The organism is Bacillus sp. FJAT-27986 (genome assembly GCF_001685035.1).
Taxonomy (GTDB): domain Bacteria; phylum Bacillota; class Bacilli; order Bacillales; family Pradoshiaceae; genus Pradoshia.
Genome location: NZ_MAYV01000005.1, coordinates 1 through 24825 on the forward strand (window position 1 = coordinate 1; position 24825 = coordinate 24825).

The 24825-nt window shown below is 38.8% G+C and carries 25 protein-coding genes and 2 tRNA genes; 3 read left to right on the plus strand and 24 right to left on the minus strand.

Annotation, left to right across the window (positions count from 1 at the left end):
- Positions 1-295: 295 nt before the first annotated feature.
- The 16 genes from lysS to spoIIE all read right to left on the minus strand — a co-directional run bounded on the left by lysS (position 296) and on the right by spoIIE (position 17810).
- Complete coding sequence (gene lysS / locus A8L44_RS05985) at positions 296-1783, minus strand: lysine--tRNA ligase (RefSeq protein ID WP_066103087.1); 1488 nt, start codon at positions 1781-1783, stop codon at positions 296-298.
- Positions 1784-1954: 171 nt separating this feature from the next.
- Entirely contained in the window at positions 1955-2950 is a 996-nt protein-coding gene (dusB, locus tag A8L44_RS05990) for a tRNA dihydrouridine synthase DusB (RefSeq protein WP_066103090.1), read from the minus strand.
- Between the two features lie 41 nt (positions 2951-2991).
- On the minus strand, positions 2992-3201 hold the full coding sequence (locus tag A8L44_RS05995) for a helix-turn-helix domain-containing protein (protein ID WP_066103093.1): 210 nt from the start codon (positions 3199-3201) through the stop codon (positions 2992-2994).
- Positions 3153-3680: a 2-amino-4-hydroxy-6-hydroxymethyldihydropteridine diphosphokinase gene (gene folK / locus A8L44_RS06000; RefSeq protein ID WP_066103096.1), complete on the minus strand. Its 528-nt coding sequence runs from the start codon at positions 3678-3680 to the stop codon at positions 3153-3155. Before folK ends, A8L44_RS05995 begins: the two co-directional genes overlap by 49 nt.
- Positions 3670-4044 (minus strand): dihydroneopterin aldolase, encoded by a 375-nt coding sequence (gene folB / locus A8L44_RS06005; RefSeq protein ID WP_066103099.1) that lies wholly within the window; start codon positions 4042-4044, stop codon positions 3670-3672. Before folB ends, folK begins: the two co-directional genes overlap by 11 nt.
- The gene (gene folP / locus A8L44_RS06010) at positions 4037-4885 is read right to left on the minus strand and encodes a dihydropteroate synthase (protein ID WP_077248004.1); all 849 of its coding nucleotides are present in this window, start codon (positions 4883-4885) and stop codon (positions 4037-4039) included. The genes folB and folP overlap by 8 nt, the downstream gene beginning before the upstream one ends.
- Before the next feature lie 153 nt (positions 4886-5038).
- On the minus strand, positions 5039-5965 hold the full coding sequence (gene cysK / locus A8L44_RS06015) for a cysteine synthase A (protein ID WP_066103103.1): 927 nt from the start codon (positions 5963-5965) through the stop codon (positions 5039-5041).
- A 173-nt stretch (positions 5966-6138) separates the two neighbouring features.
- Complete coding sequence (locus A8L44_RS06020) at positions 6139-7020, minus strand: peptidylprolyl isomerase (RefSeq protein WP_066103106.1); 882 nt, start codon at positions 7018-7020, stop codon at positions 6139-6141.
- Between the two features lie 18 nt (positions 7021-7038).
- Positions 7039-7917: an Hsp33 family molecular chaperone HslO gene (gene hslO / locus A8L44_RS06025; protein ID WP_066103109.1), complete on the minus strand. Its 879-nt coding sequence runs from the start codon at positions 7915-7917 to the stop codon at positions 7039-7041.
- A 29-nt stretch (positions 7918-7946) separates the two neighbouring features.
- Positions 7947-8717: a type III pantothenate kinase gene (locus tag A8L44_RS06030; RefSeq protein ID WP_066103112.1), complete on the minus strand. Its 771-nt coding sequence runs from the start codon at positions 8715-8717 to the stop codon at positions 7947-7949.
- 659 nt (positions 8718-9376) lie between these two features.
- On the minus strand, positions 9377-11362 hold the full coding sequence (gene ftsH, locus A8L44_RS06035; protein ID WP_066103115.1) for an ATP-dependent zinc metalloprotease FtsH: 1986 nt from the start codon (positions 11360-11362) through the stop codon (positions 9377-9379).
- Between the two features lie 126 nt (positions 11363-11488).
- Positions 11489-12040: a hypoxanthine phosphoribosyltransferase gene (gene hpt, locus A8L44_RS06040; RefSeq protein ID WP_066103117.1), complete on the minus strand. Its 552-nt coding sequence runs from the start codon at positions 12038-12040 to the stop codon at positions 11489-11491.
- 23 nt (positions 12041-12063) lie between these two features.
- Positions 12064-13449 (minus strand): tRNA lysidine(34) synthetase TilS, encoded by a 1386-nt coding sequence (tilS, locus tag A8L44_RS06045; RefSeq protein ID WP_066103120.1) that lies wholly within the window; start codon positions 13447-13449, stop codon positions 12064-12066.
- A 126-nt stretch (positions 13450-13575) separates the two neighbouring features.
- On the minus strand, positions 13576-14544 hold the full coding sequence (locus A8L44_RS06050) for a protein kinase domain-containing protein (protein WP_066103123.1): 969 nt from the start codon (positions 14542-14544) through the stop codon (positions 13576-13578).
- Positions 14516-15250 (minus strand): VWA domain-containing protein, encoded by a 735-nt coding sequence (locus A8L44_RS06055; protein ID WP_066103126.1) that lies wholly within the window; start codon positions 15248-15250, stop codon positions 14516-14518. The genes A8L44_RS06050 and A8L44_RS06055 overlap by 29 nt, the downstream gene beginning before the upstream one ends.
- Before the next feature lie 79 nt (positions 15251-15329).
- Positions 15330-17810 (minus strand): stage II sporulation protein E, encoded by a 2481-nt coding sequence (gene spoIIE / locus A8L44_RS06060; RefSeq protein ID WP_066103129.1) that lies wholly within the window; start codon positions 17808-17810, stop codon positions 15330-15332.
- Positions 17811-17882: 72 nt separating this feature from the next.
- Between spoIIE and A8L44_RS19320 the strand changes: the two genes are divergently transcribed.
- From A8L44_RS19320 to A8L44_RS06070, 3 genes are all read left to right on the plus strand, one after another.
- On the plus strand, positions 17883-18008 hold the full coding sequence (locus A8L44_RS19320) for a hypothetical protein (protein WP_262366041.1): 126 nt from the start codon (positions 17883-17885) through the stop codon (positions 18006-18008).
- Positions 18009-18127: 119 nt separating this feature from the next.
- Positions 18128-18201, plus strand: a tRNA-Met gene (locus A8L44_RS06065).
- 6 nt (positions 18202-18207) lie between these two features.
- Positions 18208-18279 (plus strand) — tRNA-Glu (locus A8L44_RS06070).
- 327 nt (positions 18280-18606) lie between these two features.
- On the opposite strand, the gene A8L44_RS06075 is transcribed toward A8L44_RS06070, so the two are convergent.
- The 8 genes from A8L44_RS06075 to spoVT all read right to left on the minus strand — a co-directional run bounded on the left by A8L44_RS06075 (position 18607) and on the right by spoVT (position 24711).
- Entirely contained in the window at positions 18607-19086 is a 480-nt protein-coding gene (locus tag A8L44_RS06075) for a S1 domain-containing RNA-binding protein (protein WP_066103134.1), read from the minus strand.
- A gap of 107 nt (positions 19087-19193) precedes the next feature.
- Complete coding sequence (locus A8L44_RS06080) at positions 19194-19580, minus strand: FtsB family cell division protein (RefSeq protein WP_066103137.1); 387 nt, start codon at positions 19578-19580, stop codon at positions 19194-19196.
- 13 nt (positions 19581-19593) lie between these two features.
- A complete protein-coding gene (gene yabQ, locus A8L44_RS06085; RefSeq protein ID WP_066103140.1) occupies positions 19594-20244 on the minus strand; it encodes a spore cortex biosynthesis protein YabQ in 651 nt (216 codons plus the stop codon).
- Entirely contained in the window at positions 20241-20546 is a 306-nt protein-coding gene (gene yabP / locus A8L44_RS06090; RefSeq protein WP_066103144.1) for a sporulation protein YabP, read from the minus strand. The genes yabQ and yabP overlap by 4 nt, the downstream gene beginning before the upstream one ends.
- 64 nt (positions 20547-20610) lie before the next feature.
- Positions 20611-20877 (minus strand): RNA-binding S4 domain-containing protein, encoded by a 267-nt coding sequence (locus A8L44_RS06095; RefSeq protein ID WP_066103147.1) that lies wholly within the window; start codon positions 20875-20877, stop codon positions 20611-20613.
- A gap of 26 nt (positions 20878-20903) precedes the next feature.
- Positions 20904-22367: a nucleoside triphosphate pyrophosphohydrolase gene (gene mazG, locus A8L44_RS06100; protein ID WP_077248005.1), complete on the minus strand. Its 1464-nt coding sequence runs from the start codon at positions 22365-22367 to the stop codon at positions 20904-20906.
- A 12-nt stretch (positions 22368-22379) separates the two neighbouring features.
- A complete protein-coding gene (locus tag A8L44_RS06105; protein ID WP_066103148.1) occupies positions 22380-23996 on the minus strand; it encodes a putative polysaccharide biosynthesis protein in 1617 nt (538 codons plus the stop codon).
- Positions 23997-24174: 178 nt separating this feature from the next.
- Positions 24175-24711: a stage V sporulation protein T gene (gene spoVT / locus A8L44_RS06110; RefSeq protein WP_066103150.1), complete on the minus strand. Its 537-nt coding sequence runs from the start codon at positions 24709-24711 to the stop codon at positions 24175-24177.
- Positions 24712-24825: the final 114 nt, after the last annotated feature.

The following is a 24825-nucleotide window of genomic DNA, read 5'->3' on the forward strand; positions in this document are numbered from 1 at the left end:
TGTTTCGTTGTCGTTTTGGCGACTTAACTATCATACCAAGTTAGCAACCTCATGTCAACAAATTTTTTTATTTTTTTCTTTATCGCTTGCTTCGTATTTAATACTGCAGCAGCGACGTTTATTAATATACCACCTTGTTTTTTATTTTGCAATACTTTTTTATAAAAGTTTTTGTTTTTATCTTTTCTTATACTATGAAGCTTAGATTTATATCCTTATCTTCATATATCAATTATACGAATGAAAGAAAATAAAGAAGAAGCTGCCCTTAACCGGCAGCTTCTTCTTTAAAATCTTATCTATGTCTCATTAACGGGAATAACAGTACATCACGAATTGAAGGTGAATTAGTTAGTAGCATAATTAGACGGTCCATACCAATTCCAAGACCTCCTGTTGGAGGCATACCATACTCCAATGCTTCTATATAATCATCGTCCATCATATGTGCTTCATCATTACCTTGTTCACGCTCTTTTAATTGCGCTTCAAAGCGTTGACGCTGATCAATTGGATCATTCAGCTCAGTGAAGGCGTTCGCATGCTCACGTCCCACGATAAATAACTCAAAACGATCAGTAAAGCGTGGATCATCCTCATTCTTTTTAGCCAACGGAGAAATTTCTACCGGATGACCATAAATGAAGGTTGGTTGTATTAACTTCTCCTCGATTTTTTGCTCGAAGAATTCGTTAACAATATGACCGTATGTCATAGATTCAGTAATTTGGACATCATGTTCTTTAGCAAGCGCACGCGCTTCTTCAACTGATGTTTCTTTCCAGAAATCTACACCTACGTATTCTTTAATTGCATCTACCATATGAAGTCTTGTCCATTTTGGTGTTAAATCCACTTCATAATCACCGTAAGGAATGACAGTTGTTCCTAAAACTTCTTTTGCAATATAAGCAATGACATTTTCAGTCAAGTCCATTACATCATTGTAGTCAGCATAAGCTTCGTAAAGCTCAAGCATTGTGAACTCAGGATTATGTCTTGTGGACACTCCTTCATTTCTAAATACTCGGCCGATTTCGTATACTTTTTCCAAACCACCAACAATTAGCCTTTTCAAGTGTAATTCAATGGCAATACGCATATACATAGGCATATCAAGCGCATTATGATGCGTTATAAACGGACGTGCAGATGCACCACCAGCAATTGAATGAAGCATTGGTGTTTCAACCTCAAGGAATCCTTGGTCGTCAAAGTAACGTCTCATTGCCTGAATGATACGACTGCGTGTTACAAATGTTTTTTGGCTTTCTTCACTTGTAATTAAGTCTAAATATCTCTTACGATAGCGCTCTTCAATATCTTTTAATCCATGATATTTTTCCGGAAGAGGACGAAGGGACTTAGTAAGATATGTAAACTGGCTTACTTTTATAGAAAGCTCTCCCACTTTAGTTTTAAATACCGTTCCTTTAATACCTACAATATCGCCAAGGTCAGCCATAGTGAATAGCTCATAAGCTTCTTCCCCAATAGCATCCTTACGCACATATATTTGAATTTGACCGCTCACATCTTTAATATGAGCAAAGCCTGCTTTTCCTTTTCCACGCTTTGTCATAATTCTGCCAGCTATAGATACTTCCGCATTCTTTGTTTCTAAATCCTCTTTTTCCACATCTGCATATTCATTGCTAATTTCTTGAGCCAAATGTGTACGTTCGAATCTTTTGCCAAATGGATCTATGCCCATTTCTTGGATGCGGTTCATTTTGTCACGTCTGACTTTTAATTGGTCGTTTAATTCTTCATAATTGCTCATCTTATTTCCACTCCATCTCTATCACGTATATACTGTTCCTTTATTTTACACAACCTTAGAACCTAATATATAAAAAATATCAATATCCTTTTAAAAGTATCATAAAAACTGCCGGTTTTACCGGCAGTTTCTACATACTTATTATACAGTATATCAGGTACTGTCAAATCATCAAACTGCACGAACGGCTTCATGGAGTTCAATATCTTCCACCATATTATAAAGCAGCCCTACCAATTGTTCACGTGTGTTGCACTCATTTATCTCATTTCTGATTCTACCGCTTCCTTTAATACCTTTCAAATACCAAGCTGCGTGTTTTCTCATCTCACGCACAGCGATAAACTCATCCTTCAATGCAATAAGGCGGTCAAGATGCAGGACGCAAACATCGATTTTTTCACGAACAGATGGCTCCGGCAAAAGGATCCCATTTTCTAAATACTTAACGGTTTGGTACATCATCCACGGATTCCCGAGTGCAGCACGACCGATCATGACTCCATCACAGCCAGTTTCTTCAAGCATCCTCTTGGCATCCTGCGGAGTCTGTACATCCCCATTTCCAATAACCGGTATATTGACAGCTTCTTTTGCCATACGGATATAATCCCAGTTTGCCGTTCCTTCATACATTTGAACCCGAGTACGTCCATGGACAGATATCGCACTTCCGCCCGCTCTTTCAACTGCCCTTGCATTCTCTTCAACAAATATATGCTTGTCATCCCAGCCAATTCTCATTTTAACCGTAACCGGTTTATCTACTTTATCAACTACAGCTGAAACCATCTCATAAATCTTATCCGGATTTAGTAACCATCTGGCTCCCGCTTCACATTTAATAATCTTGTTAACAGGACAGCCCATATTAATATCAATTATATCTGCATTGGTGTTCTTATCCACAAACTGAGCTGCCTGAACAAGCGATTCTTTTTCTCCACCAAAAATTTGAAGGCTCAACGGCTTTTCTCGTTCATCAATATAGAGCATGTTGAGGGTTTTTTCATTTCCATAAATTATTCCCTTATCACTAACCATTTCTGCACAAACAAGCCCTACCCCAAATTCCTTAACTGTTAAACGAAATGCTGAGTTACAAACTCCGGCCATAGGTGCAAGTACAACCGGATTCTTCATTTCGACATTGCCAATCTTCAACAATTCAATTCCTCCCTATCCTTTACTTGCACTTATCATTAAATCTATTTAACGAGAGGTTTTAGTTCCTCCACTGTAATGTCCAACTGATTTGCAATATCCTGCAAAAAGCGCTCAGAGGGTATTCGGTTGCCTCTTTCTACCTCGCCAAGCATTGAGACAGAGACAGATAACTCCCTTGCAAATTCCTCTTGAGTAAAACCTTTCAGCTTTCTAAATGCCCTAATACGCCTTCCCCATTTTTCCGCTTCCATATCTGAACCCCTTCTTTTTCGGGGATATCATCCATGATTTCCCTTATAGGTTTTTCCATATTAGGCAGAATGATGTCCTTATCTATCTCCACGAGCGGGATAACCACAAAGGCCCTATCAAGCATCCGCGGATGAGGGACAATTAGGTTTTTCGTTACAATATTTTCTTGATTATATAACAAAATGTCAAGGTCTATTGTTCGCGGACCCCACCTAATTTCCCTTTTTCTGCCAAGATTTTGTTCTATCTTCATGCAGGTAACCAATAGTGTTTGTGCATCGAAAGTTGTGTTTATACAAACAACCATATTCAAAAATTTACCTTGTTCTAAATAGCCTACTGGATTTGTCTCATATATAGATGATAAAGATATAATCTCAATTTCAGGTACTGCTGCCAATTCGCTTATGGCATCCTTTAAATTCGATTCTCTATCCCCTACATTTGTACCTAATCCAATATAAACTTTATTCATCATGCTGCTCTTGCTCCCTTATAATCTCAACTGCAACAAAATCGTAATGACCCGGTATCGGTGGGTCTGGTTTCACAACCTTGATTTTGCATGAATGAATAATTGAATATGTGCCTAAAATTTCTGCTGATATCTTTTCTGCCACTGCTTCGATTAGATTATATGGCTTTCCTTCCACAATAGCCTTACATAAAGTGTATATTTCAGCATAATTAACCGATTTATTCAGATCATCTGTTTCTCCGGCGACTTGCAGATCCAAATACAATTCTGCACTTACTCTATAACGCTGTCCAAGCTTATTTTCTTCTTCATAAACACCATGGTATCCATAAAATTCCATATTTTCAAGAATTATTTTATCCATTTACTTTCACCTTTCCAAGCATCGCATCCATCATACGGGCCATACGGGACATCTCTTTCACATCATGCACCCTTATGATTTGACACCCCTGCTGAATCCCTAAACATATTGTCGCCCCTGTACCTTCCATTCTTTCCTCTACTGGTAGATCAAGTGTTCTGCCGATCATTGATTTACGTGATGTTCCCAATAAGACGGGGTAACCCAGGCTGGTCAATATGTCTAAATTTCGCATCATCAGCAAGTTCTCCTCCAGTGACTTCGCGAAGCCGATACCTGGATCCAGCACAATTTTATCGTTACTAACTCCAGCATCTTTAACAATCTGAATACTTTCATATAAATCATTTAAAACATCACGCAAAAAATGATCATAGGAAGCCTGCTTACGATTATGCATGAGGATGATCGGAGCGCCTGAATCGGCAGCAACACGGGCCATTTCCTCATCACCTTTAGCTCCCCAAACATCGTTTATGATAGTTGCCCCTGCATGAAGTGCTTCTTTTGCCACATCCGCTTTATATGTATCTACCGAGATCGGTACATTGATCTCTTTTGTTAATTCCTTAATAACAGGAATGATTCGCTCCAATTCTTCATCTGACGAAATTCGCTGATGGCCAGGTCTCGTCGACTCACCACCGATATCAATGATATCTGCTCCAGCTTTTATCATTTCCTTTGCACGCAAAACCGCTTGTTCTACTTTGTTAAACTGGCCTCCATCAGAAAACGAATCCGGAGTGATATTTAAAATTCCCATAATCTTAGTGCTTTGTCCAAGTTCCAATCTATATTGTCCACATTCTAGAATCATCTTTTTTTGTGGTAGTTCCATAATAATTTGCTCCTTTAATTAGACTCCGAAATTACTCTATGCAAATCACTATACCACATGTTATTTGTAAAAAAGAAAGAAACACAGAAAACCAAAACAAAAGGAGGCATTTAGCCTCCTCCATATGTTTAGCTTATTTACTCTTCTATACGATTAATCTTCAAAGTTATATAATGGTGTACTTAAATATCTTTCACCATTATCCGGGATGATTGCTAGAACTTTTTTGCCGGCACCAAGTTTTTTGGCAACTTCCAATGCTGCAAAAATAGCTGCCCCTGCAGAAATACCACCAAGAATACCCTCTTCTTTAGCAGCTTTTCTTGCTTGTTCAAAGGCTTGTTCATTTTCAACTTTTATAATTTCATCATAAATATTTGTATTTAATGTATCAGGTATAAAGCCTGCACCAATCCCCTGAATTTTGTGAGGCCCTGGAGTACCGCCTGATAGAATCGGTGAATCCGCTGGTTCAACTGCAATAATTTTAATATCTTTGTATTTCTCACGCAGCACTTCTCCAGCACCCGTAATAGTTCCGCCTGTACCTATACCGGATATAAAGGCATCCAATTGATCGCCCATTTGTTCTACAATTTCTTTACCGGTTGTTTTTCTATGGACTTCTGGATTGGCCTCATTTTTAAACTGCTGCGGCATAAAGTACCCATGTTCATTAACAAGTTCCTCCGCCTTAGCAATTGCACCTTTCATTCCATCTTTACCAGGAGTAAGAATAAGTTGGGCTCCATATGCCTTCAATAAGTTACGGCGTTCCATACTCATTGTATCCGGCATTACCAATATAGCTTTATACCCTTTTGCTGCTGCAACCCATGCCAACCCAATGCCTGTATTACCGCTTGTTGGTTCAACTATCGTTGTACCCGGCTTTAGAAGACCTTTTTCCTCGGCATCTTCAATCATGGCAAGTGCGATACGATCCTTAACACTGCTTCCCGGATTCATATATTCCAATTTCAAATAAACCTCTGCAGATCCATCTTCTACAATCTTATTTAATTTAACAACAGGTGTATTACCTATTAATTCAGAAATATTATTTGCTATTTTACCCAACTTATCCACCCCTAATCCATAGTATTTTCATTGGTTTTATATACAATTTAGCTATTTTTACGCTTTCTGTCAACTATTATACTTCTAAATTCCCAGATTTTCTCGCATCTAACCATGTGAAATAATCTTTATGGCTCATTTACAGTATATAAAAGAAAATAGAGCACATGACTCTATTTTCCATAAATCCAATCCACATCATACTGTTCCCAAAGCATATCTGCAGATACAGGTATATTCATTTGTTCCATTGCAGTCTTTCTTTTAAGATTAGATTTTATTTTTCCAAAGGATAGTTCGGATTTACCAATCTGATCACGCAAATAGAGTATCGCATATCCATCCTTGATCTTAATTGGCTGACTCCATTCCCCTGGTTTTAATGAAGCCGCAGTTTCTTTATATTCTTCAGGGACAGACTCGGAATCTAAAGATATATACCCTAATTCTCCACCATTATTGGCCGTATATTTATCTTCCGAGCGCTCTATTGCCATTGCAGCAAAATCAGTTCCAGCCTTCAATTCCTTAATAATCGCATTTGCTTTTGCCTTTTCACTAAGTACGATATGGGATAGACGATAGAGATCAGTGAACTTTAATAAGCTTTCATTACTTTTATAGTAAGACTCAACTTCCTTGTCTGTTATAACGGCATCCTTTGTCAACAACTTCTCAAGCAGAATTGAAACTTCAAGTTTCTTTTTGTGCTCCTTATCACTTATATGAGCGGGTGAATTTCCAGTAAAACCATATAACGCTTGCCGAAGAACAGCCTCCACTTTCATCTCATCCTCAGAAACAGTCAGCTGATGCTTAGCCGCCAATTGAAGAATAACTTCTTCATTTACCATTGTAGTTAATACATCTTTGCCATGTATCCTTTCCAATTCAGCGAGCCAGTCTGGACGGCTAATCTCTTCATCCCCTACTGCAGCAACAATTTCCGTTGCATCTTCCTTCATTGAATTTTCCCCCACCGTAAAGTAAAGGACAGTCACAATATTCAATAGAATTAAACCGGCGATAATGGACCAACATTGCTTACTTGACAAAGTAACTCCTCCAATAAATTACTTAGCTGTGTCTTTTAGCTCCTGAAGCTCCTCTTTGGTAAATATATATTTTTCATTACAGAAATGACATTGGGTTTCAGCCTGACCATCTGTCTCGATCATATCTTCTAATTCTTCTTTTCCAAGACTGATTAAAGCATTTGCTATCCTATCCTTGGAACATTGACACTGGAACGATATTGGCATTTTTTCTAATATTTTTACGTTTGTTTCTCCCAATACTTTATTAAGTACTTCTTCCGGAGTTAAACCATCCTGAATCATTTTGGATATAGGCGGAATTGATCCTAGAGCTTTCTCTATTTTTTCTATAACCTCTTCTTCCGTGCCGGGCATTAGCTGGATAATAAATCCACCCGCAGCAAGAATCGAGTCATCCGGATTAACCAAAACACCGACTCCTACAGATGAAGGAGTTTGCTCAGAGGCAACAAAATAATAAGTAAAGTCTTCACCAAGCTCGCCTGAAATTAAAGGAACTTGGCCAGAGAAATTATCTCTTAATCCAATATCTTTAACAACAGTTAACGTACCATTTGTACCAATAGCACGTCTTACATCAAGTTTTCCATGTTCATTAGACTCAAAATCAACATGAGGGTTTGTCAGATATCCCCTAACCTCACCCTTTGCATTACTATCAATGATAACCGGACCAATCGGACCATCACCCTCAATTTTAATAGTAATCTTTGCTTCGCCTTTTTGCATGGCTCCCATCATTACAGCCGCTGTCATTGCTCTTCCCAACGCAGCAGATGCTGTACGCCAAGAATCCTGTCTTCTTTGTGCCTCTGCAATAGTTTGCGTACTTGAGACTGCATACGCCCTTACTTGTCCATCAAATGCTAGTGCTTTAACTAAATAATCGTTCATGATAAACTCCTTCCAAATCCATTACAGGATTATTGTTGTATATTCTTTGAATAGATGATTTGCAGACCTTTTAATGTTAAATACGGATCGACAACATCAATTATGGATGTTTCATTTGCAATCATAGATGCTCTTCCGCCAGTAGCGATAACCATAGGATTCTGCTTACTCTGTTTTTTTATCCTGGTTACAATTCCTTCTACCTGTCCAATAAAACCATATAAAACGCCGGACTGCATAGCGTTTACTGTATTCTTCCCAATGATATTGGCAGGACGAACAATCTCTATCCTGGGCAGTTTAGCAGCCTTCGAATAGAGCGCCTCTGTAGAAATTTCAATTCCCGGGGCAATCACCCCTCCTAAATACTGGCTATGCTCATTTACATAACAATACGTTGTCGCTGTACCAAAGTCTACTATAATGATTGGCGCTCCATAATCATGAATTGCAGCCACAGCATTCACGATTCGATCTGCCCCAACTTCTTTAGGATTATCATATTTTATATTTAATCCCGTTTTAACACCAGGCCCAACAACCAAAGGCCTCAGTTGAAAGTATTTTGTACACATTCTTTCAAGTGAAGACATTATGGGAGGCACAACAGAGGAAAGAATCATTCCTTTTACATCATGGAAGGTTAACCCAACATGACTCAACAACTGATTAAATATCATTCCGTATTCATCTTCAGTTTTTCCCCGATCCGTACCAATTCTCCAATGAAAACAAAGATCATCATCCCTATAAACACCAATCGAAATATTCGTATTCCCCACATCCATCACCAATAACATGCAAAAACCCCCTATCGAAAAAGCTGAGACGACTGGTCAGGAGCGACAAGCATAAGACGAATACTCGGAGGGAGGGTTCTTCTCCCGTAGGGTATTTGCTTATGACTCGAGCTCCTAGGAGTCGAAGCTAGATTACATCAAAAAGCTGAAGGGCCTTGGTCAACCGCGACAAGCATAAGAGGAGGTGCGGAGGGAGAGCGCTTTTTCTCTCCCGCAGCAGCTACACTTATGTCTCGAGCGGTTAGGCCCTGAAGCTAGATTACATCAAAAAGCTGAGACGACTGGTCAGGAGCGACAAGCATAAGACGAATACTCGGAGGGAGGTGCTCTTTCCTCCCGCAGAGATCATGCTTATGTCCCGAGCTCCTAGGAGTCGAAGCTAGATTACATCAAAAAGCTAAAGGGCCTTGCTCAGCCGCGACAAGCATAAGAGGAGGTGCGGAGGGAGAGCACTTTTTCTCTCCCGCAGCAGCTACACTTATGTCTCGAGCGGTTAGGCCCTGAAGCTAGATTACATAAAAAGCTGAAACGACTGTAGCAAAGAACAAAGACTAAGTATGCCACATCCTGTGGCAACGCCTTCATGACCAACTTCCTGTTAGCATTCTATCCCTTTTCAAAAAAAGTGCCCCATTCATATGATGGGACACTCAGAATTCTTACAATTTATTAGGATCGTTTGTTTCCATATCCGGTGGTGTAGGAGGAGTTTGATCATCTTCTCTTTGCTCGGATATTGTATCGTCTTTGGATAGATCCTCAGACAGAATTTCCTTTTTAGCTGATACATTCACTGTAACATCGCTCGCTACCTTACGCTCAGGCAACTTACCATAATCCGCTAAGTGGCGAATTTGTTCAGCATCTAACGTTTCAATCTCAAGTAATGTATTAGCAATTAAGTCTAACTTACTGCGGTTTTCAGTAAGAATTTTTCTTGCACGTTCATAGCAAGTTTTGATGATATTTTGGATTTCGATATCAATTTCATAAGCAATCTTATCAGAATAGTTTTGCTCACTATTAATATCGCGACCTAAGAATACTTGGCCTCCTGAAGCCTGGCCAAATTGCATCGGTCCGAGTTTATCACTCATTCCATATTCAGTTACCATTTTGCGGGCAATACTTGTAGCACGTTGGAAGTCATTATGAGCTCCTGTACTCACTTCACCAAAGACAATTTCTTCAGCAACACGTCCGCCCAATAATCCGGTAATCTTATCGAACAGTTCAGGCTTAGTCATAAAGTAACGATCTTCACGCGGAAGCATTACAGCATAACCACCTGCCTGGCCACGCGGAACAATTGTTACCTTATGGACCATATCTGCTTCGTCAAGTACCAACCCGATAACCGTATGTCCGGATTCATGGAAGGCAACAATATTTCTTTCTTTCTTAGAAATGACACGGCTTTTTTTAGCAGGACCGGCAATCACACGATCCGTTGCTTCATCAATGTCGCTCATATCTACTTTTTTCTTATCTTGTCTTGCAGCTACCAAAGCAGCTTCATTCAAGAGATTTTCTAAATCAGCACCGGAGAAACCTGGGGTTCTCATCGCAATTGCTTTAAGATCCACATTTTCATCAAGCGGTTTGTTTTGTGCATGTACACGAAGTACAGCTTCCCTTCCAATTAAGTCAGGACGGTCAACCGTAATTTGTCGGTCAAAGCGGCCTGGACGTAAAAGAGCCGGGTCAAGAATATCAGGTCGGTTTGTAGCAGCAATGATAATGATACCTTCATTTGCTCCGAAACCATCCATTTCAACAAGCAATTGGTTCAGGGTTTGTTCACGTTCATCGTGTCCCCCGCCAAGGCCAGCTCCACGCTGACGTCCAACTGCATCGATTTCATCGATAAAAATAATACATGGTGCATTCTTCTTCGCATTTTCAAAAAGGTCACGCACACGGGAAGCACCCACACCCACGAACATCTCAACAAAGTCTGAACCACTGATAGAGAAGAAAGGTACACCTGCTTCACCAGCTACTGCTCTTGCAAGCAAGGTTTTCCCTGTTCCCGGAGGTCCTACTAAAAGTACACCTTTTGGAATTCTCGCACCTAATTCAGCAAATTTACGAGGGTCCTTCAAGAACTCAACAACTTCAACCAGTTCTTGCTTTTCCTCATCAGCACCTGCTACATCTTTGAAGCGCACTTTTTTCTTTTCTTCACTGTAAAGCTTAGCTTTACTTTTACCAAAGCTCATTACTTTGTTTCCGCCACCTTGCGCACTATTCATCAAGAAGAAGAACAATAGCAAAATAATGACGAACGGAATAATTGAAGTTAAGAATGTTACCCATACACTTGTTTCTTTTGCTGGAGCAACTGTAGATTTTACACCCTGTTCATCAATTAAGTCAGTAACCTCTTCAGCCTGTTCTGCAAGGATATATGTTAAATAATACTCATTTTCCTTAGCATCCTTTAATTGACCCTTAACAGAATATACTCCGCGTTCCACCTGTAAATCAGCGGATTTAACCTCACCTTTTTCAAGGCTTTCAATAAACTCATTATTAGAAATATGTTTAGTTGGCTCGGAATTTTGGTTAAACACACTTACTACTCCGATAATCGCCACAAAAATAAGTAAATAGAATATGGTATTTCTAAAAATACGGTTCATCCCTAACCTCCTCCCAAAAAACTAAATATAGTATTCGTATCTACAATCAGGTTACTTATATATTTTATATAAAGATCATAGCACAGTCTATTATGTGAATAGAACGGTTATTAATCATCTATATCCCTATTTGGCAGTTTCGTAAACTTCCCTTTTTAACACGCCAATGTATGGAATGTTTCTGTATTTTTCCATGTAGTCAAGCCCGTATCCGACAACAAATTCGTCAGGTACATTAAAGCAAGCGTAATCCGCATGTATATCTGCTTTTCTTCCGGATGGCTTATCCAATAATGTGACAAGCTTGATGGATTTAGCTTTTCTGTATTTAAATAAATCCACTAAATAAGAGAGGGTAAGACCGCTGTCTATGATATCTTCAATAATCAGCAAATCTCTGCCTTCTACAGATGTGTTTAAATCTTTAATGATTTTAACTTCACCGCTTGAAACCGTAGAAGTACCATAGCTGGAAACATCCATGAAATCCATTTCCAAATAGCTGTCTACATGCTTTAATAAATCGTTCATAAAAGGCATTGCACCTTTCAGCACACCTATCACTAATGGATTAAGATCCTTGTATTCCTCTGTAAGCAAAGCCCCGAGTTCTTTAATTTTGCCTTGGATTTCTTCTTCTGAAATCAAAATTTTCTCAATATCATTATGAATCGTCATTCGGTAGTCCTCCTAGAAGAGCATTATTCAACATACTTTATCATGATGGCTGGCATCGGGGTCTTTTCTAAATTAATCTTTTGCAGACCTGGTATCCAAACAATTTGATCATTCTTATTAACAATAATTGGCCAACTCTCCCGCTCATGCACAGGTATCTTGTGTTCAAGAAACAGCTTTTTCAGTTTTTTATGGCCCGTGAAGCCTTTAGGCTGATAACGATCTCCATCCCGCTTATTCCGCACCCTTAATGGTAAGTCCTCTTCACTTAAAGGTAAAATACATGTATATCGAGATGCATGCTCCCATTTTTCAGATAAGGGATCCAGCAGTACTGTTTCAATAACGGCGCCATTCGCAAGAGCCGTCTTCCCCGGTATACGGAGTTCCTTTGATAAAGTTACTGATGGCAGCCTTCCAAAATGGAAAAGCAACTGATCATATGCTTTCGTAACTTGAAGCCCAGAAGGTAATTGCACGGAGGTGGAAGGATTGGATTCTGTCAATAAAGACTGAATACACTCTATATGTACGTATGAAAATACATAAGGTTTCACTTGATAAAGATAGTTTAATATTAGATGAATCACCCTCCTTTGTAAAGGTTTTGGCACCTTTCCAAGAGAAGATATGGGAACTTTTAAAATCCCGTCCTTTTCAGTTAATTCAAGAGAATTATACTCTTTTTCAGCTAACACCATCAAAAACCCTTCATCTTGCTCCAAATCCTCGCTAAACCGTTGAATATGATCAAGCGCTTTACTATTTTCCTTTTTTATCATCGGTAATATGTATTTGCGGAATCGATTTCGGGTATAAATATCCTTTTCATTACTCGGATCTATGCGTGGGTTGAGATTCATCTCTGTACAATATTCCAGAATATCTTCTCTTGTAACAGCAAGAAAAGGACGTATGATCCATCCACCCCCGAATAATCTTTTCAGAGGAATTCCAATCCTCGCCATCCCAGAAGTCCCTCTAATAAGGTTCATTAAGACTGACTCCGCTTGATCATCCTTATGATGAGCAAGAGCTAATTTTTGCGCCGCACACTTTTCCATTATATCCCTATAAAATGCATATCGACAATCTCTGGATGCCTGTTGTGGATTTTTACCTGTATCTTTAATATATTTTGGGACATCTATCCGACTTCCTTCAAATGGGATTCCCCATTCCTCACATATTTTTTCTACAAATAAATACTCCTCAAATGATTCTTCACCTCTGAACATATGATCTACATGGGCAACCACAAGGGTTAGATTATAGGATTTTTTTATGCTATTTAAATAAGCAAGCAATGCCAATGAATCCGGCCCACCGGAAACACCAACCAAAATCGTGTCATTATGATTAATCAATTGTTTTTTATTAATATAAGCAGTCACTTTCGCCTCTAACATAAATATTCCTTTCTACCGTTGCTTTCAATTAATTATTATCGTACCACTCTTACAAATGGAATCCAAAAATTATCTTTCAAAAAAAAAACGGTAGAGACAGCGTTATTGTTTGTATTTGTTGTGAACTTATACAACTTGACCAAACATATAAAATGCATAAAGCAAGGTAATGATAGCAACTAAAAAAAACGTTTCAAAGAAACTGCTTTTATCATTGGATTTTCGTTTCCTCATCTGTACTCGACTGGTGTTAACTGGAGTATTCTTTTTTACAGCGGTGCGGGTAGCGGTTTGTTTTGTGTGTAAATGAGATATGACTTCCTTTTTCATATCAGTTGCCGTTATGTAATGACCCTTCAAAGCTTTTAAAAGAATGGACTCCAACTCTCTGAGTTCCTGCTTGTTTTTCACCAATTCCTTTAATTGGTTAATTCCTTCTCCGTTTTTATTAAACCTTTTTTGATAGGCTGCATTGATCACTATCATAGCGAGCGCAAATAAATCATATGATGGCTCTGCTCTTCTGCCCCCCAGCTCCCAATATCCCCGGTCAAAATACTCAGTGTATTCTTTAATCGCACGACCGATTTGCGTGGTTCCTCCTACATCTATAAAACGGACTTTAAAATCGGGTAATTGTACTATCAAGTTTTCAGGTTTTAAATCCCCAAAAACCCATCCTAGCTTATGCATTTCCTCAAGGCTGTTTAGAAGCTGCAGCATGAGTACACCAAGCCAATCTGAACTTCTTTTTTGCACAAACGTTAGAAAGGAATCTCCGGAAATATACTCCATCACGTAGAAAGGAATAATTTTTCCACTCCCTATACAATCATCCACATCTATCAAATAAGGTCCTAGGGATATTCCCTGGACCTTTGCAAATGATTTTAATACATTTACTTCTGCAGCAATAGTAGCACTGTTATCACTAAACTTGATTGCTACTGATCCATCCGAAGAATCTGCGAGGTAAACAATTCCATTAGCGCCATACCCTAATTCTTTTCGAATGATATAACTCTTATGATGCCATTTGCCCCTGATTACTGATCCAATTGGGAAGCTACATGGTTTCTTCGAAGTATTGATCATCGTCGCCTACTATTCTCCTTATAGAAGACTCTTTATTAAAATACTTAATGGCCTCACGAATAGCCGGACCAGTCGGGGTAATCCCTCCAGTCGTTAATTTGGCGAAAATTTTAGAAAGAGATTCAAGTCTAGGACTCCAATCCATTACTCTTTCCACTTCGGTTCTTTTCCCGGGAAATATAAAAACTGAGAACTGATTTTCACCACTTCTCGCATTTAGACTTATAGACAAATCTATAAGCGCCTCTTTAACCGTTGGCAGCTTATGCTTCATACTGGCACTTGTATCAACCAATACAAGAACCTCCATTTTTACTTTTTCTCCCAGATCCTCCACTACCTCCATTACCTCGCCGCGTTTATCAGGTGGTAATTCTTCCATAGTGATATGATTCCCCAATATTTGCTGAAGCTCTTTATTCACTACGCCCTGTATCGTTTGGTTCATTGCCTTCCTAGTGACCATTTGTACAGTTTGTGATAATTGCTCAGCATAGACGATTTGATGAATGCCAGCACCAGATGATGCTATATTCTCAATCTCTTGCATTCCCCCCTCGTCTATAATGTCCTTATCCATAACACCAATTACATTTACAGTAATTCCTTCCTCACGTGCTAGTGCAGCCATCGCTGTCGGGCTCTCTCCCTGATTGGAGCAGCCGTCTGTCAGCAATAATATTTGTTTAACTGTACCTGTCTTCATTTCATCATCCTCCTATACCGCTATTATTATTTCCATCTTCGCCTATATATAGGCGCTTTATACGATTAGGAGGATATTATTATTGAGCTTTTTTCTTCTTGGCACCGACAGGTATACTTGTCCATTTTGGAATATTATGATTGATTTGTGCGACGACAATTGTCATATCATCTTCAATTTTTCCTGAGCTTGTCCTGATTACCTCCTCGAGAATAATATCAGCTATTTCCTGTGGCCTGTCAGTCCCGATTTCTCTAATCTTTCTAATCATCCATGCTTCATAATTTTCTACATGTTTTGGCCCCTCAAATATTCCATCACTCATCATAATTAAAAGGTCACCGGCCTTTAATTGGTCATGAACCACATCCACATCAAATTCTTTGATAATACCAATTGGCAAGTTATTAGATTGGATTTTCGTAACCTGCTGCCCTCTCTTTATAAAGCTTGGAGTTGAACCCACTTTTAAAAATTTAACACTCGCATCCTGCAAATCAATCATCGATAAGTCAAGTGTTGAAAAGATTTCATCTGTAGTCCGCAATGAGAGAATCGAGTTAATCGATTTAATAGCTACCTTTTCCTCTATTCCAGACTCTAGTATTTTTTGCAGTAGCCCTAAGGTTTCTGAGCTTTCATTATGGGCCCTTTCTCCATTTCCCATGCCATCACTAATGGCAATCGCATGCTTCCCTTTTCCGATGTCAATCATGGTGTAACTGTCCCCTGATACAAGCCCTCCTCCCTTTGCAGCATGGGCTACACCAGTTTCTACTGTGTAGCGTTTGGCAGAACGGAATGTTAAGCGGCATAAACCTCCCTGAAACGAACTGCACTCTTCTTTGTAAACAATGATATGCTCTTCCAATATATCTGAGAGCATGGGGCCAATTAATTTCTCACCTACACCACTTCCCTCGCAATCTGGGATTTGCATATCTATATCAACATTCCCTTGTTCCAGGGAATAAATTTCTATTTGGTGGATATCCAAACCGAACCCCCGTATGGAATCCAGTAATTGTTCTTCATGAATATGGAGATTTTCGCGTTCTTTTGTAATCTCCTTAGCAAAGTCCTCCATTACCTTTGAAACTCCCTGGAGTTGATCTGCCACGAGCTTTCTACTTTCTCTCACTTGTTTTTTTAATTTTTGGTTTGCATTGTAATAAGAGATCTCCTGAAGCATCGCCTCCGTCACTTTATCATATCTTGTACAGAACCGTTTCCATTCTCTCTGCGTGGCCTGCGGAACTTGCCCGGACTCGTCCTGTAAACTCTCAACCAACTCTCCCATCATTCCATACGTATAATCAAAATTCTTCGCCCAGCAATGATCCTTTTTGAAACAGGTCTGGCATGTTTTTTCAGTCACATTGCTAAGAAAATAATCCAACTCACGTTCCTTTTCTACCTCCTTCGTTGTTTGTTCCTCCATCTGTGAAAAACTATTCGATAAAGCCTGGAAAACAGATGAAAATTGATTCACTCTTTGCGCAGTAACATCTCTGACCCTCCTGACATAACGTTGCTGTTCATTCGTATGCTCTGCTGTTCCAGGAATATGTTTGGCTACTTTTGAAATAAGGGTAGCAGGGGTCATAAAAAATAAAGCAATAGCCAATAAAGATTCATATAGAGTTACTGATATATTTTGACTCCCTTCCCCATAAAGGCCAATTAATAATGTGGCAATTATTAAACCTAATGATGCCCCTATTTTTTTCCCTTCTTTAAGAAGGCCTCCTAGTAAACCAGAGAAGGCCAATAAGCTCATCTGGAAAAGGTTGCTCAGATTGGCCAGACTGAATATTAAACCAGTTACCACTCCTACTGTCGATCCAATTGAGGCTCCTCCAGAGACTGCAAAAAGGAGAACTAAGTATCTGCTCAATGTATGATCAAGAGATATATGATAAATCGACCAGCCGATCGTACCGGTCATAACAGAGGCCAGCATGATAATCAAACTGATAACTTCCTCTGTCCTTAGTCCCTGTGGACTTTTTTTCATAGCAATCAGTGGGATACATTGAATAAAAATCATGGTAAGAATAAGAGCTAAACCTGCTTCAACACCGATCATCATGGCATCGTATATCTCAAACTTCATATATTTCAAATAGCGTTCCGTTGCTCCTGCAATTCCCATGGCTATTAAAACATATACACCAACAACTTTAAATTGATTCTCCACTGATGGCTGTCTTAGCTTATATAAGAGGAGGAATAAGGCACATGAAGCAAATAAACTTAAACCTGCTGACCAGGAGATTGTTAACGCACCTCCTATTGAGGCGACCATAACAAGCGGAGAACGTTCCCGCCTCATCATGTATACTGCTGCAAAGAATGGGAGAGAAAAAGGAGCCAACTGTGAAAGGATAAGCGCCCTTCCCAGGAGAAATCCCAAAACTACTAATATATATCCTTGTTTCACGAAGTAATCCTCTAGCTTCGTTACATACTTGTCCACTAATTGAGTAGGATTCCATTTGCCAGCATCATATTGAACATCAGTTACCGATCCATACATTGTACTTTGTGTTTTATCCACATTACCACTCCCTAACAGGTGATTGTCTTTTATTATAAAGGGGATATAATCCTAAATTTGTCAGAACGGAGGATGAGTTTTTATAAAGTGTTCGACGGCATTCCATGTGAATGGGCAGAAGAAAACACAAAGGTTATCGAAGGAATCATAAAGGAGAATATTTTATTAAACTACTTTGTAGGAAAGGCTAGAAGATAGAAGAAATAGATACTTATTTAAATGTAATATTCTAATTATTGGCTAAAATATTTAAACCATTGACAAAGTATTTACTAGATTGTAAGATAATTTTTGTGTTTAAAAGTATATTTGATTATGGCGGTGTAGCTCAGCTGGCTAGAGCGTACGGTTCATACCCGTAAGGTCGGGGGTTCGATCCCCTCCGCCGCTATTTTGAGGCCCCTTGGTCAAGCGGTTAAGACACCGCCCTTTCACGGCGGTAACACGGGTTCGAATCCCGTAGGGGTCATCTATACAAAAAACCAGGGATATATCCCTGGTTTTTTTGTGTTTATAAAGAATATAACTCTTCTAGATTTATCACTTCATACTATTCCATCTATAAGAACACTCAACAATCAAACATTTTTAACATGATGGCTTTATTGATTTTTAAATGAACAACATTTACTGACATGCTCATTCTAGTCAAATCCTTTAAACAGCAGGATTATACTACCCTATCTATGCCATATAATCCCTATATCAATTGATAATCAAATGTAAAAAACAAAAACAGACCAACAACTGATGTTGGTCTGTTATATAAATTGCCATTTTGTTTCAGCAGCAAGGTTTAGCCGCGTCTTCCGCCTCTGCCACCTCGTTTGGATTCTGTGTTCCTCTTAAGAGATGACATACGCTCTTCACTATCTTTCAAGAAGCGGGCCATTTTTTGTTCGAAGCTTTCTCGCGGCGGTCTGGAATCATGTCCTCCTCTTCCTCCCCGAGAGTCATTTCTTCCACCACGTGAATCGTTTCCTCTGTTATAACGAGGTCGTTGTTGATAAGATGATTGCGCAGGTTGTTCGCTCTCCTTCTTCTCAACAGCTTTTTTTATAGAAAGACCGATTTTGCCATCTTTCTCTACATTTATGACTTTTACTTCAACTTGATCTCCCACTTTTAGGTGATCATTAATATCTTTTACATAATTATCAGCAACCTCACTGATGTGGACAAGTCCTGTTGAACCCTCGGGCAGCTCAACAAATGCTCCGAAATTAGTGATTCCTGTTACCTTACCTTGTAACTTGCTGCCTACTTCGATTGACATAAAAAAATTGCTCCTCCTTAAGAAATTAAAAAAATAAAATAATGGAAGTTATAGCTTCCCCTTATATTATAATCACTTAAAAAAATATGTGTCAACGTGAGGGATATCTACTTGCCCTCATTTTCGGGAAGATTGAATATTATTTCTCCATCATCTGATAGAAAATATTCTTTACGCGCAAACTTTGCTATATATTCATCATCATTCAATTTAATGATTTCTTCCTTTAATCTTGCTTCATCCTTTTGAAGATCTGACAATTTCACTTTCAATTCACTTTTATGTTCTTCTTTAGCCTTCAAAGCGGAATGTTGAGAAAAGAGTGTTGTAAGAACGATCCCAGTTGTTATGATGGCAAAAAGCCCAAATATTACAAGCCTTCTTGTCAATCCTAATTTCTTTTTCTCAAAGGACTGGGTTCGTTTCTCTTGATATTGGGCATATGGCGTATCGATTTGTTTGATATTTTCCTTCTTTTTATCAAGCGATCCCATTTCCTTTCCTCCTTTAAGACTTATTTGTCCATTTTTTTAATAATTTATTGATAGTATTCTTCAACTTTTTTCCAATTCCTGCTAGTTTATCAAAAAACTTTTCGACAGGTGATTGCACACCGCCCGGAATTGTCTTCCAAAGCCATGACGCTGTACTAGTAAAGGGATAGAAAATCACCCTTACTATCGATATTAATGCCTTTAAAAGATACTTGGCAAGCCATAATAGAGGATTGCCAAACTTTAGCAACACTTGAAATATAAGCAATATAACAGTAATAATTAGCGCAATTAACCCTTTTATTGGCCGAATGAATAAGAGAGCTCCCAATTTAACAAGGAATTTACTGAATTTATTAACCCAATAAATAGTCATTTCCAGCAATCTTTTATATGAATTTCTAAGAAGGGCTTGATAGGCGGAATAACCGCATAGCAGTGCCAATAAGATATAAAAGCGCCATTCTCCCTGATTGGATTCGTATAAAACATAGAAAATGAGCAAGGCCTGAATGCACCAAAATAAGATGTCATTAATAAAAACAAACCATACTTTTCTCTTTGCTCTAACTAAAAAGCGGTTGTATGTATCAAATGCTGCTCCAAAGTAAATACCCATGCCAATCATGGATAACAGGGTTACAAACTGGGTGTCCAGACTCATCTGAACAGTTTGCCAAAGAATCCTTTAGCTTTCTCCCCGCTATGTTCGTCCAAGTAATTGATTTCAAGTATTTTACCTTTAATTGATACAATTCCTTTATCGACATCCAGGTTTTTCATTTGTAGATTTTGCCCTCTGACCGAAAGAAACCCCATGACCGTTTCGAGAAGGAACTCCTCATTGTCAAAGCTCTCTACCTGCTTAACACCTGATATATCGAGAAGCCTTCTACCCTTCATGCTAATATCGTGATCAGGTCCAGCTGATTTACTCGTTTGGTTTGTATCATAATATTGGTTCATCCTAATCCCCCATTATCAAACATTTGTACAAGTGTATGATAGGATGATAGGAATTAGACCATGCTTAAAACGACTCTGATAGTTTTGCTTCTTTTATGAGGGTATACATTCCTGCTGCCTCATCCTTCTTCGTTGTCTCCAGAAGTTTATCTACACGGACAGTCAGTACTTTTTGCCCCAATCTGATATCCAAAATATCTCCAATCTTTACATCGGCTGAAGCTTTGGATTCTTTACCATTTATTTTAATTCTTCCCTGATCTGCAACTTCTTTTGCAATTGTTCTCCTTTTAATAATCCGGGAAACCTTTAAAAACTTATCTAATCTCACTATGTATTCAACCTCCATTTATTCCTTTATATACCTGACTCTTTGGCTTGTTCCCAAAACTCATCAAGCTCTTTAAGTGTATAATCGCTCCATGCTTTTCCTGATTCCCTTACGCAATCATTTACAAACAAAAATCTCTTTCTAAATTTTTGATTTGTCCGATGTAGCGCCTCTTCAGGGTTGATTTTTAACAATCTAGCCACATTTACAAGGGCAAACAGAACATCTCCAAACTCTGATTCTATATTATGGGTGTCTGGTTTATTCTTATTCCACTCTGCTTTAAATTCATCAAGTTCTTCAAAAACCTTTTCCCAGGCAGGTGAAACATCATTCCAATCAAAGCCCAATTTAGAGGCTTGCTTCTGAATATCATAAGCCTGTATAAGATTCGGAAAATGGGTGCTGACATTCAAAATGGAATCAGAGGTATTTGAACCTTCTTCCTTTTTAACCCTCTGCCAGGTTTCCTCTACATCTTTTGCTGATTCTGCCCTTTCATTACCAAAAACATGGGGATGTCTGCGCACCATTTTTTCAGATATCCCTTGAATGACATCATCAATGGAAAAGTACCCTTCATCTTCCCCAATTCTGGCATGTAACATCACCTGAAGTAATACATCACCAAGCTCTTCAATTATGTGATCAATATCACCTTCATTAATTGCATCAATCAGTTCATAAGCCTCTTCCAGTAAATACTTCCTTAGCGATTCATGAGTCTGTTCTCTGTCCCATGGGCATCCCTCCGGAGATCTGAGTTTATCAATGATCTCTCTCAGCTTCCAAAACTCCTTATATTGATTTTCTTCCTTCTGAATCGGAGGTACATAGACTGACGTTAAATTGCTCAATTGCATGGCACGATCCAATTCATAAAGTGGCATACGTTCAACTGATTCGGAGCTCATCCCCGCACCGGTCACTAAATAAACTTCATGATCATCCGGATATTTTTCCATTAAGGTCAGTTTCACTTCGGAAGCAACAAAGGCGTCATAAACCTGACTTACAATCATATGCTGAGTGATATTGACATCCCTCAATGAAAGGTCCGTACCATCTAGAAATTGAAAACCCTCAACCGGATCCACTTTAATGGATGTGAACATGGCATCGAGGAAGCTTTGGCCGCCTTTAATATGTACAGGTATCCCTTTCTTTTCACCTTCCGAAAGTAAGATTTGTACAGTCTTTTCAGCGATTAGCGGATGCCCCGGCACACTATAGATTACATCCTGGACCTTAGCCTTCTGAATTAGAATTTCTGCAATTTTCTCATAAACTGCTTCGAACTGATCATGCTCCTCATAGATGGAGTCAAAGCTCTCAACCTTCAGACCCTCAGCCACCAATTCTTTCAATACCGGGTGTTCAATAGTTCTCGCATATACGAGCTCTGTATTTTTCAGTAATTTATAAATGCCCAAAGGCATTTGATCAAGCTCTCCTGCCCCTAAACCTATAATTGTGATTTGGTTAGTCACACTTCAGCTCTCCTAACGTTTGATTTTCCCTTTATTCATAATTCTTATCAAATGATGTCCTCCAGGTAGATGGGCCAATTCATCATTTTCAAATAGATTCATTTTAAGCAGCATATACAGATAAATCATTCCTCCGATTGCAACGGAACTTAATGCATGTATGGAGGCCAGTATTCTTGACTGACCAAGTTCCCCCACAAAAAAGGAAAGTAAAGCTGAATAGCCTTTTAATACAATATACATGACAATTCCGGCTATCACCAGGCTTGCTATATGCTGAAATTCCATATTCCTTCCAGTTATATATTTCCCTACCAGATAAAGCAGCAGGATACAAGCAGCCATCAGCGCAAGAAGACTTGCGTAGGCAGCCCCTTTTATTCCGCTTCCGGCAATCAACCAAGGATTTAAAAGGACTTTAATCCCTACCGATAGCAGAATAACCATAACTGATGCTTTCCAAAACCCCATTGTTTGCAAAATAGTTGAGCATGTCACCAGGAGGGATGCGAACAATATTAAAATAGCGAGAACGCTTAAAGCTCCAACCCCTTCATCATCTTTAAAAAGCATAATATTTACTGACTGAATAATTCCAGCCAACCCAATAGCTGCTCCAACCCCAATAGCAGAACTGATTTTTATAGCCAAACGGCACATTTTCTTTACTTCTTCAATTGCTTTACTTTTTTGCAAGCTGGTTAATACCGGGACAATTGACAAAGAAAGTGAAGTGGCTACAACAAGCCCTACCTGTATCAACGGTTGCCCTCGGTCATAAACACCCTTCATCGCTTTCGCTTCCTCTGCAGGTATCCCTTGAGACAGGAGATTCGTATACAGTTGGAAGGAATCAATTAGTTGAAGAAGGAGCAAGTACATATTACTTAAACAAAAAGCTAACCCCTGAAATAAAAGGACTGCTCCCGTTTTGATCAATATTTCCTTTTCTGGCATCAGGGTTGGAAAATAATCACGGCGTTCTCTCCATAAATAAAGTCCCAAAACCCCCATAGCGGCAATACCGCCAATTAACGACCCTGCTATCGCACTTTTTCCAACAGTGTATAGTGAATATTCGAATTTCATAAGCAAATATGTACCAACCAAAATAAAGGCAACTCTAAATAGCTGCTCAAAGGTTTGGGAAAGTGCTGTTGGAAGCATATTTCCGGATGCCTGATAAGTACCCCTTACAATGGAAATAAAGGGCATTAGCAAAAAGGAAAAGGCCACCATACGAATTAACGGGGAAAGTTGAATATCATTCATAACCTTCGCTATCAAATCGGCTCCCAAGTACAGGAATAAAAACAATATAATTCCGAAGAGAGCAACCCATATAAAAGAAGCTGCTATTATTTTATTCTTTTCTTTTTTATCATTACCAGACCTGTTAAATTCGATTAGTAGCTTAGAGATACCAACCGGGAATCCATAAGTAGCCAGAACAACAGCTATTCCGTAAAATGGATAAACCTGTTGATAAATATAAAAACCCGTGTCCCCAGCCATATTCTGAAAAGGAATTCGGTATATAGCACTCAATATTTTTACGATTAAAGCTGCTGCTGTCAGAATAACAGCGCCCTTTAAAACTTTGTGTGAAGAATCATTCTGACTGCTCATCCAAATAAAGCACCTCTCTATCTATTTCCAAAACATTATAACATAAGCAAAAATAATGGCTATTTGGAGTATTGATTGGCTCTTTTTCATAGTTATGTCCTGTTTTAGGAGACAAAAAAAGGTTAATTGGAAACTCCTTGGAGTTTTCACAATTAACCGTTAAACAAACAATAATATATTATTGTTCCATTTGCTTCGCTAGGAAGCTTGCAGCTGTTTCGATTGCTTTTAATTCAATTTCACCAACTGTAGCTTCTTTAGCAAAAATCACAACTGCGCCGATTGGATCGCCGTTTGCAACAATTGGAGCCACTGTGTAAGATGCTACCTCTTCATCAACGCCATCTACAAGTGAAAAAGAACCTTTTTGAGTATGTAGAACTGAGTTACGATCCTCCATAATTTTCTCTAAAGAGTCACTGATTGCTTTGTTAAGGAATTCCTTTTTAGAGCTTCCTGCTACTGCGATAAATGTATCACGGTCACAGATTAGAACTGGGTTTCCTAAGCTATCATAAAGTGCCTCTGCATATTCTTTAGAGAAGTCTCCAAGTTCGCTGATAGGAGAATATTTTTTTAAAATTACTTCGCCATCTCTGTCAACGAAGATTTCCAAAGGATCTCCCTCACGGATTCTCAATGTTCTTCTGATTTCTTTTGGAATAACAACGCGTCCTAGATCATCTATACGACGAACAATACCAGTTGCTTTCATTCTATGTTGCCTCTCTTTCATCGGGTTGATTTTTTGCGACACATCCTGCTGCCCAAATCGACTATGCCGCCGATGTTGTACATAGTATTTTTCTAATGGTAACTTCTATACATA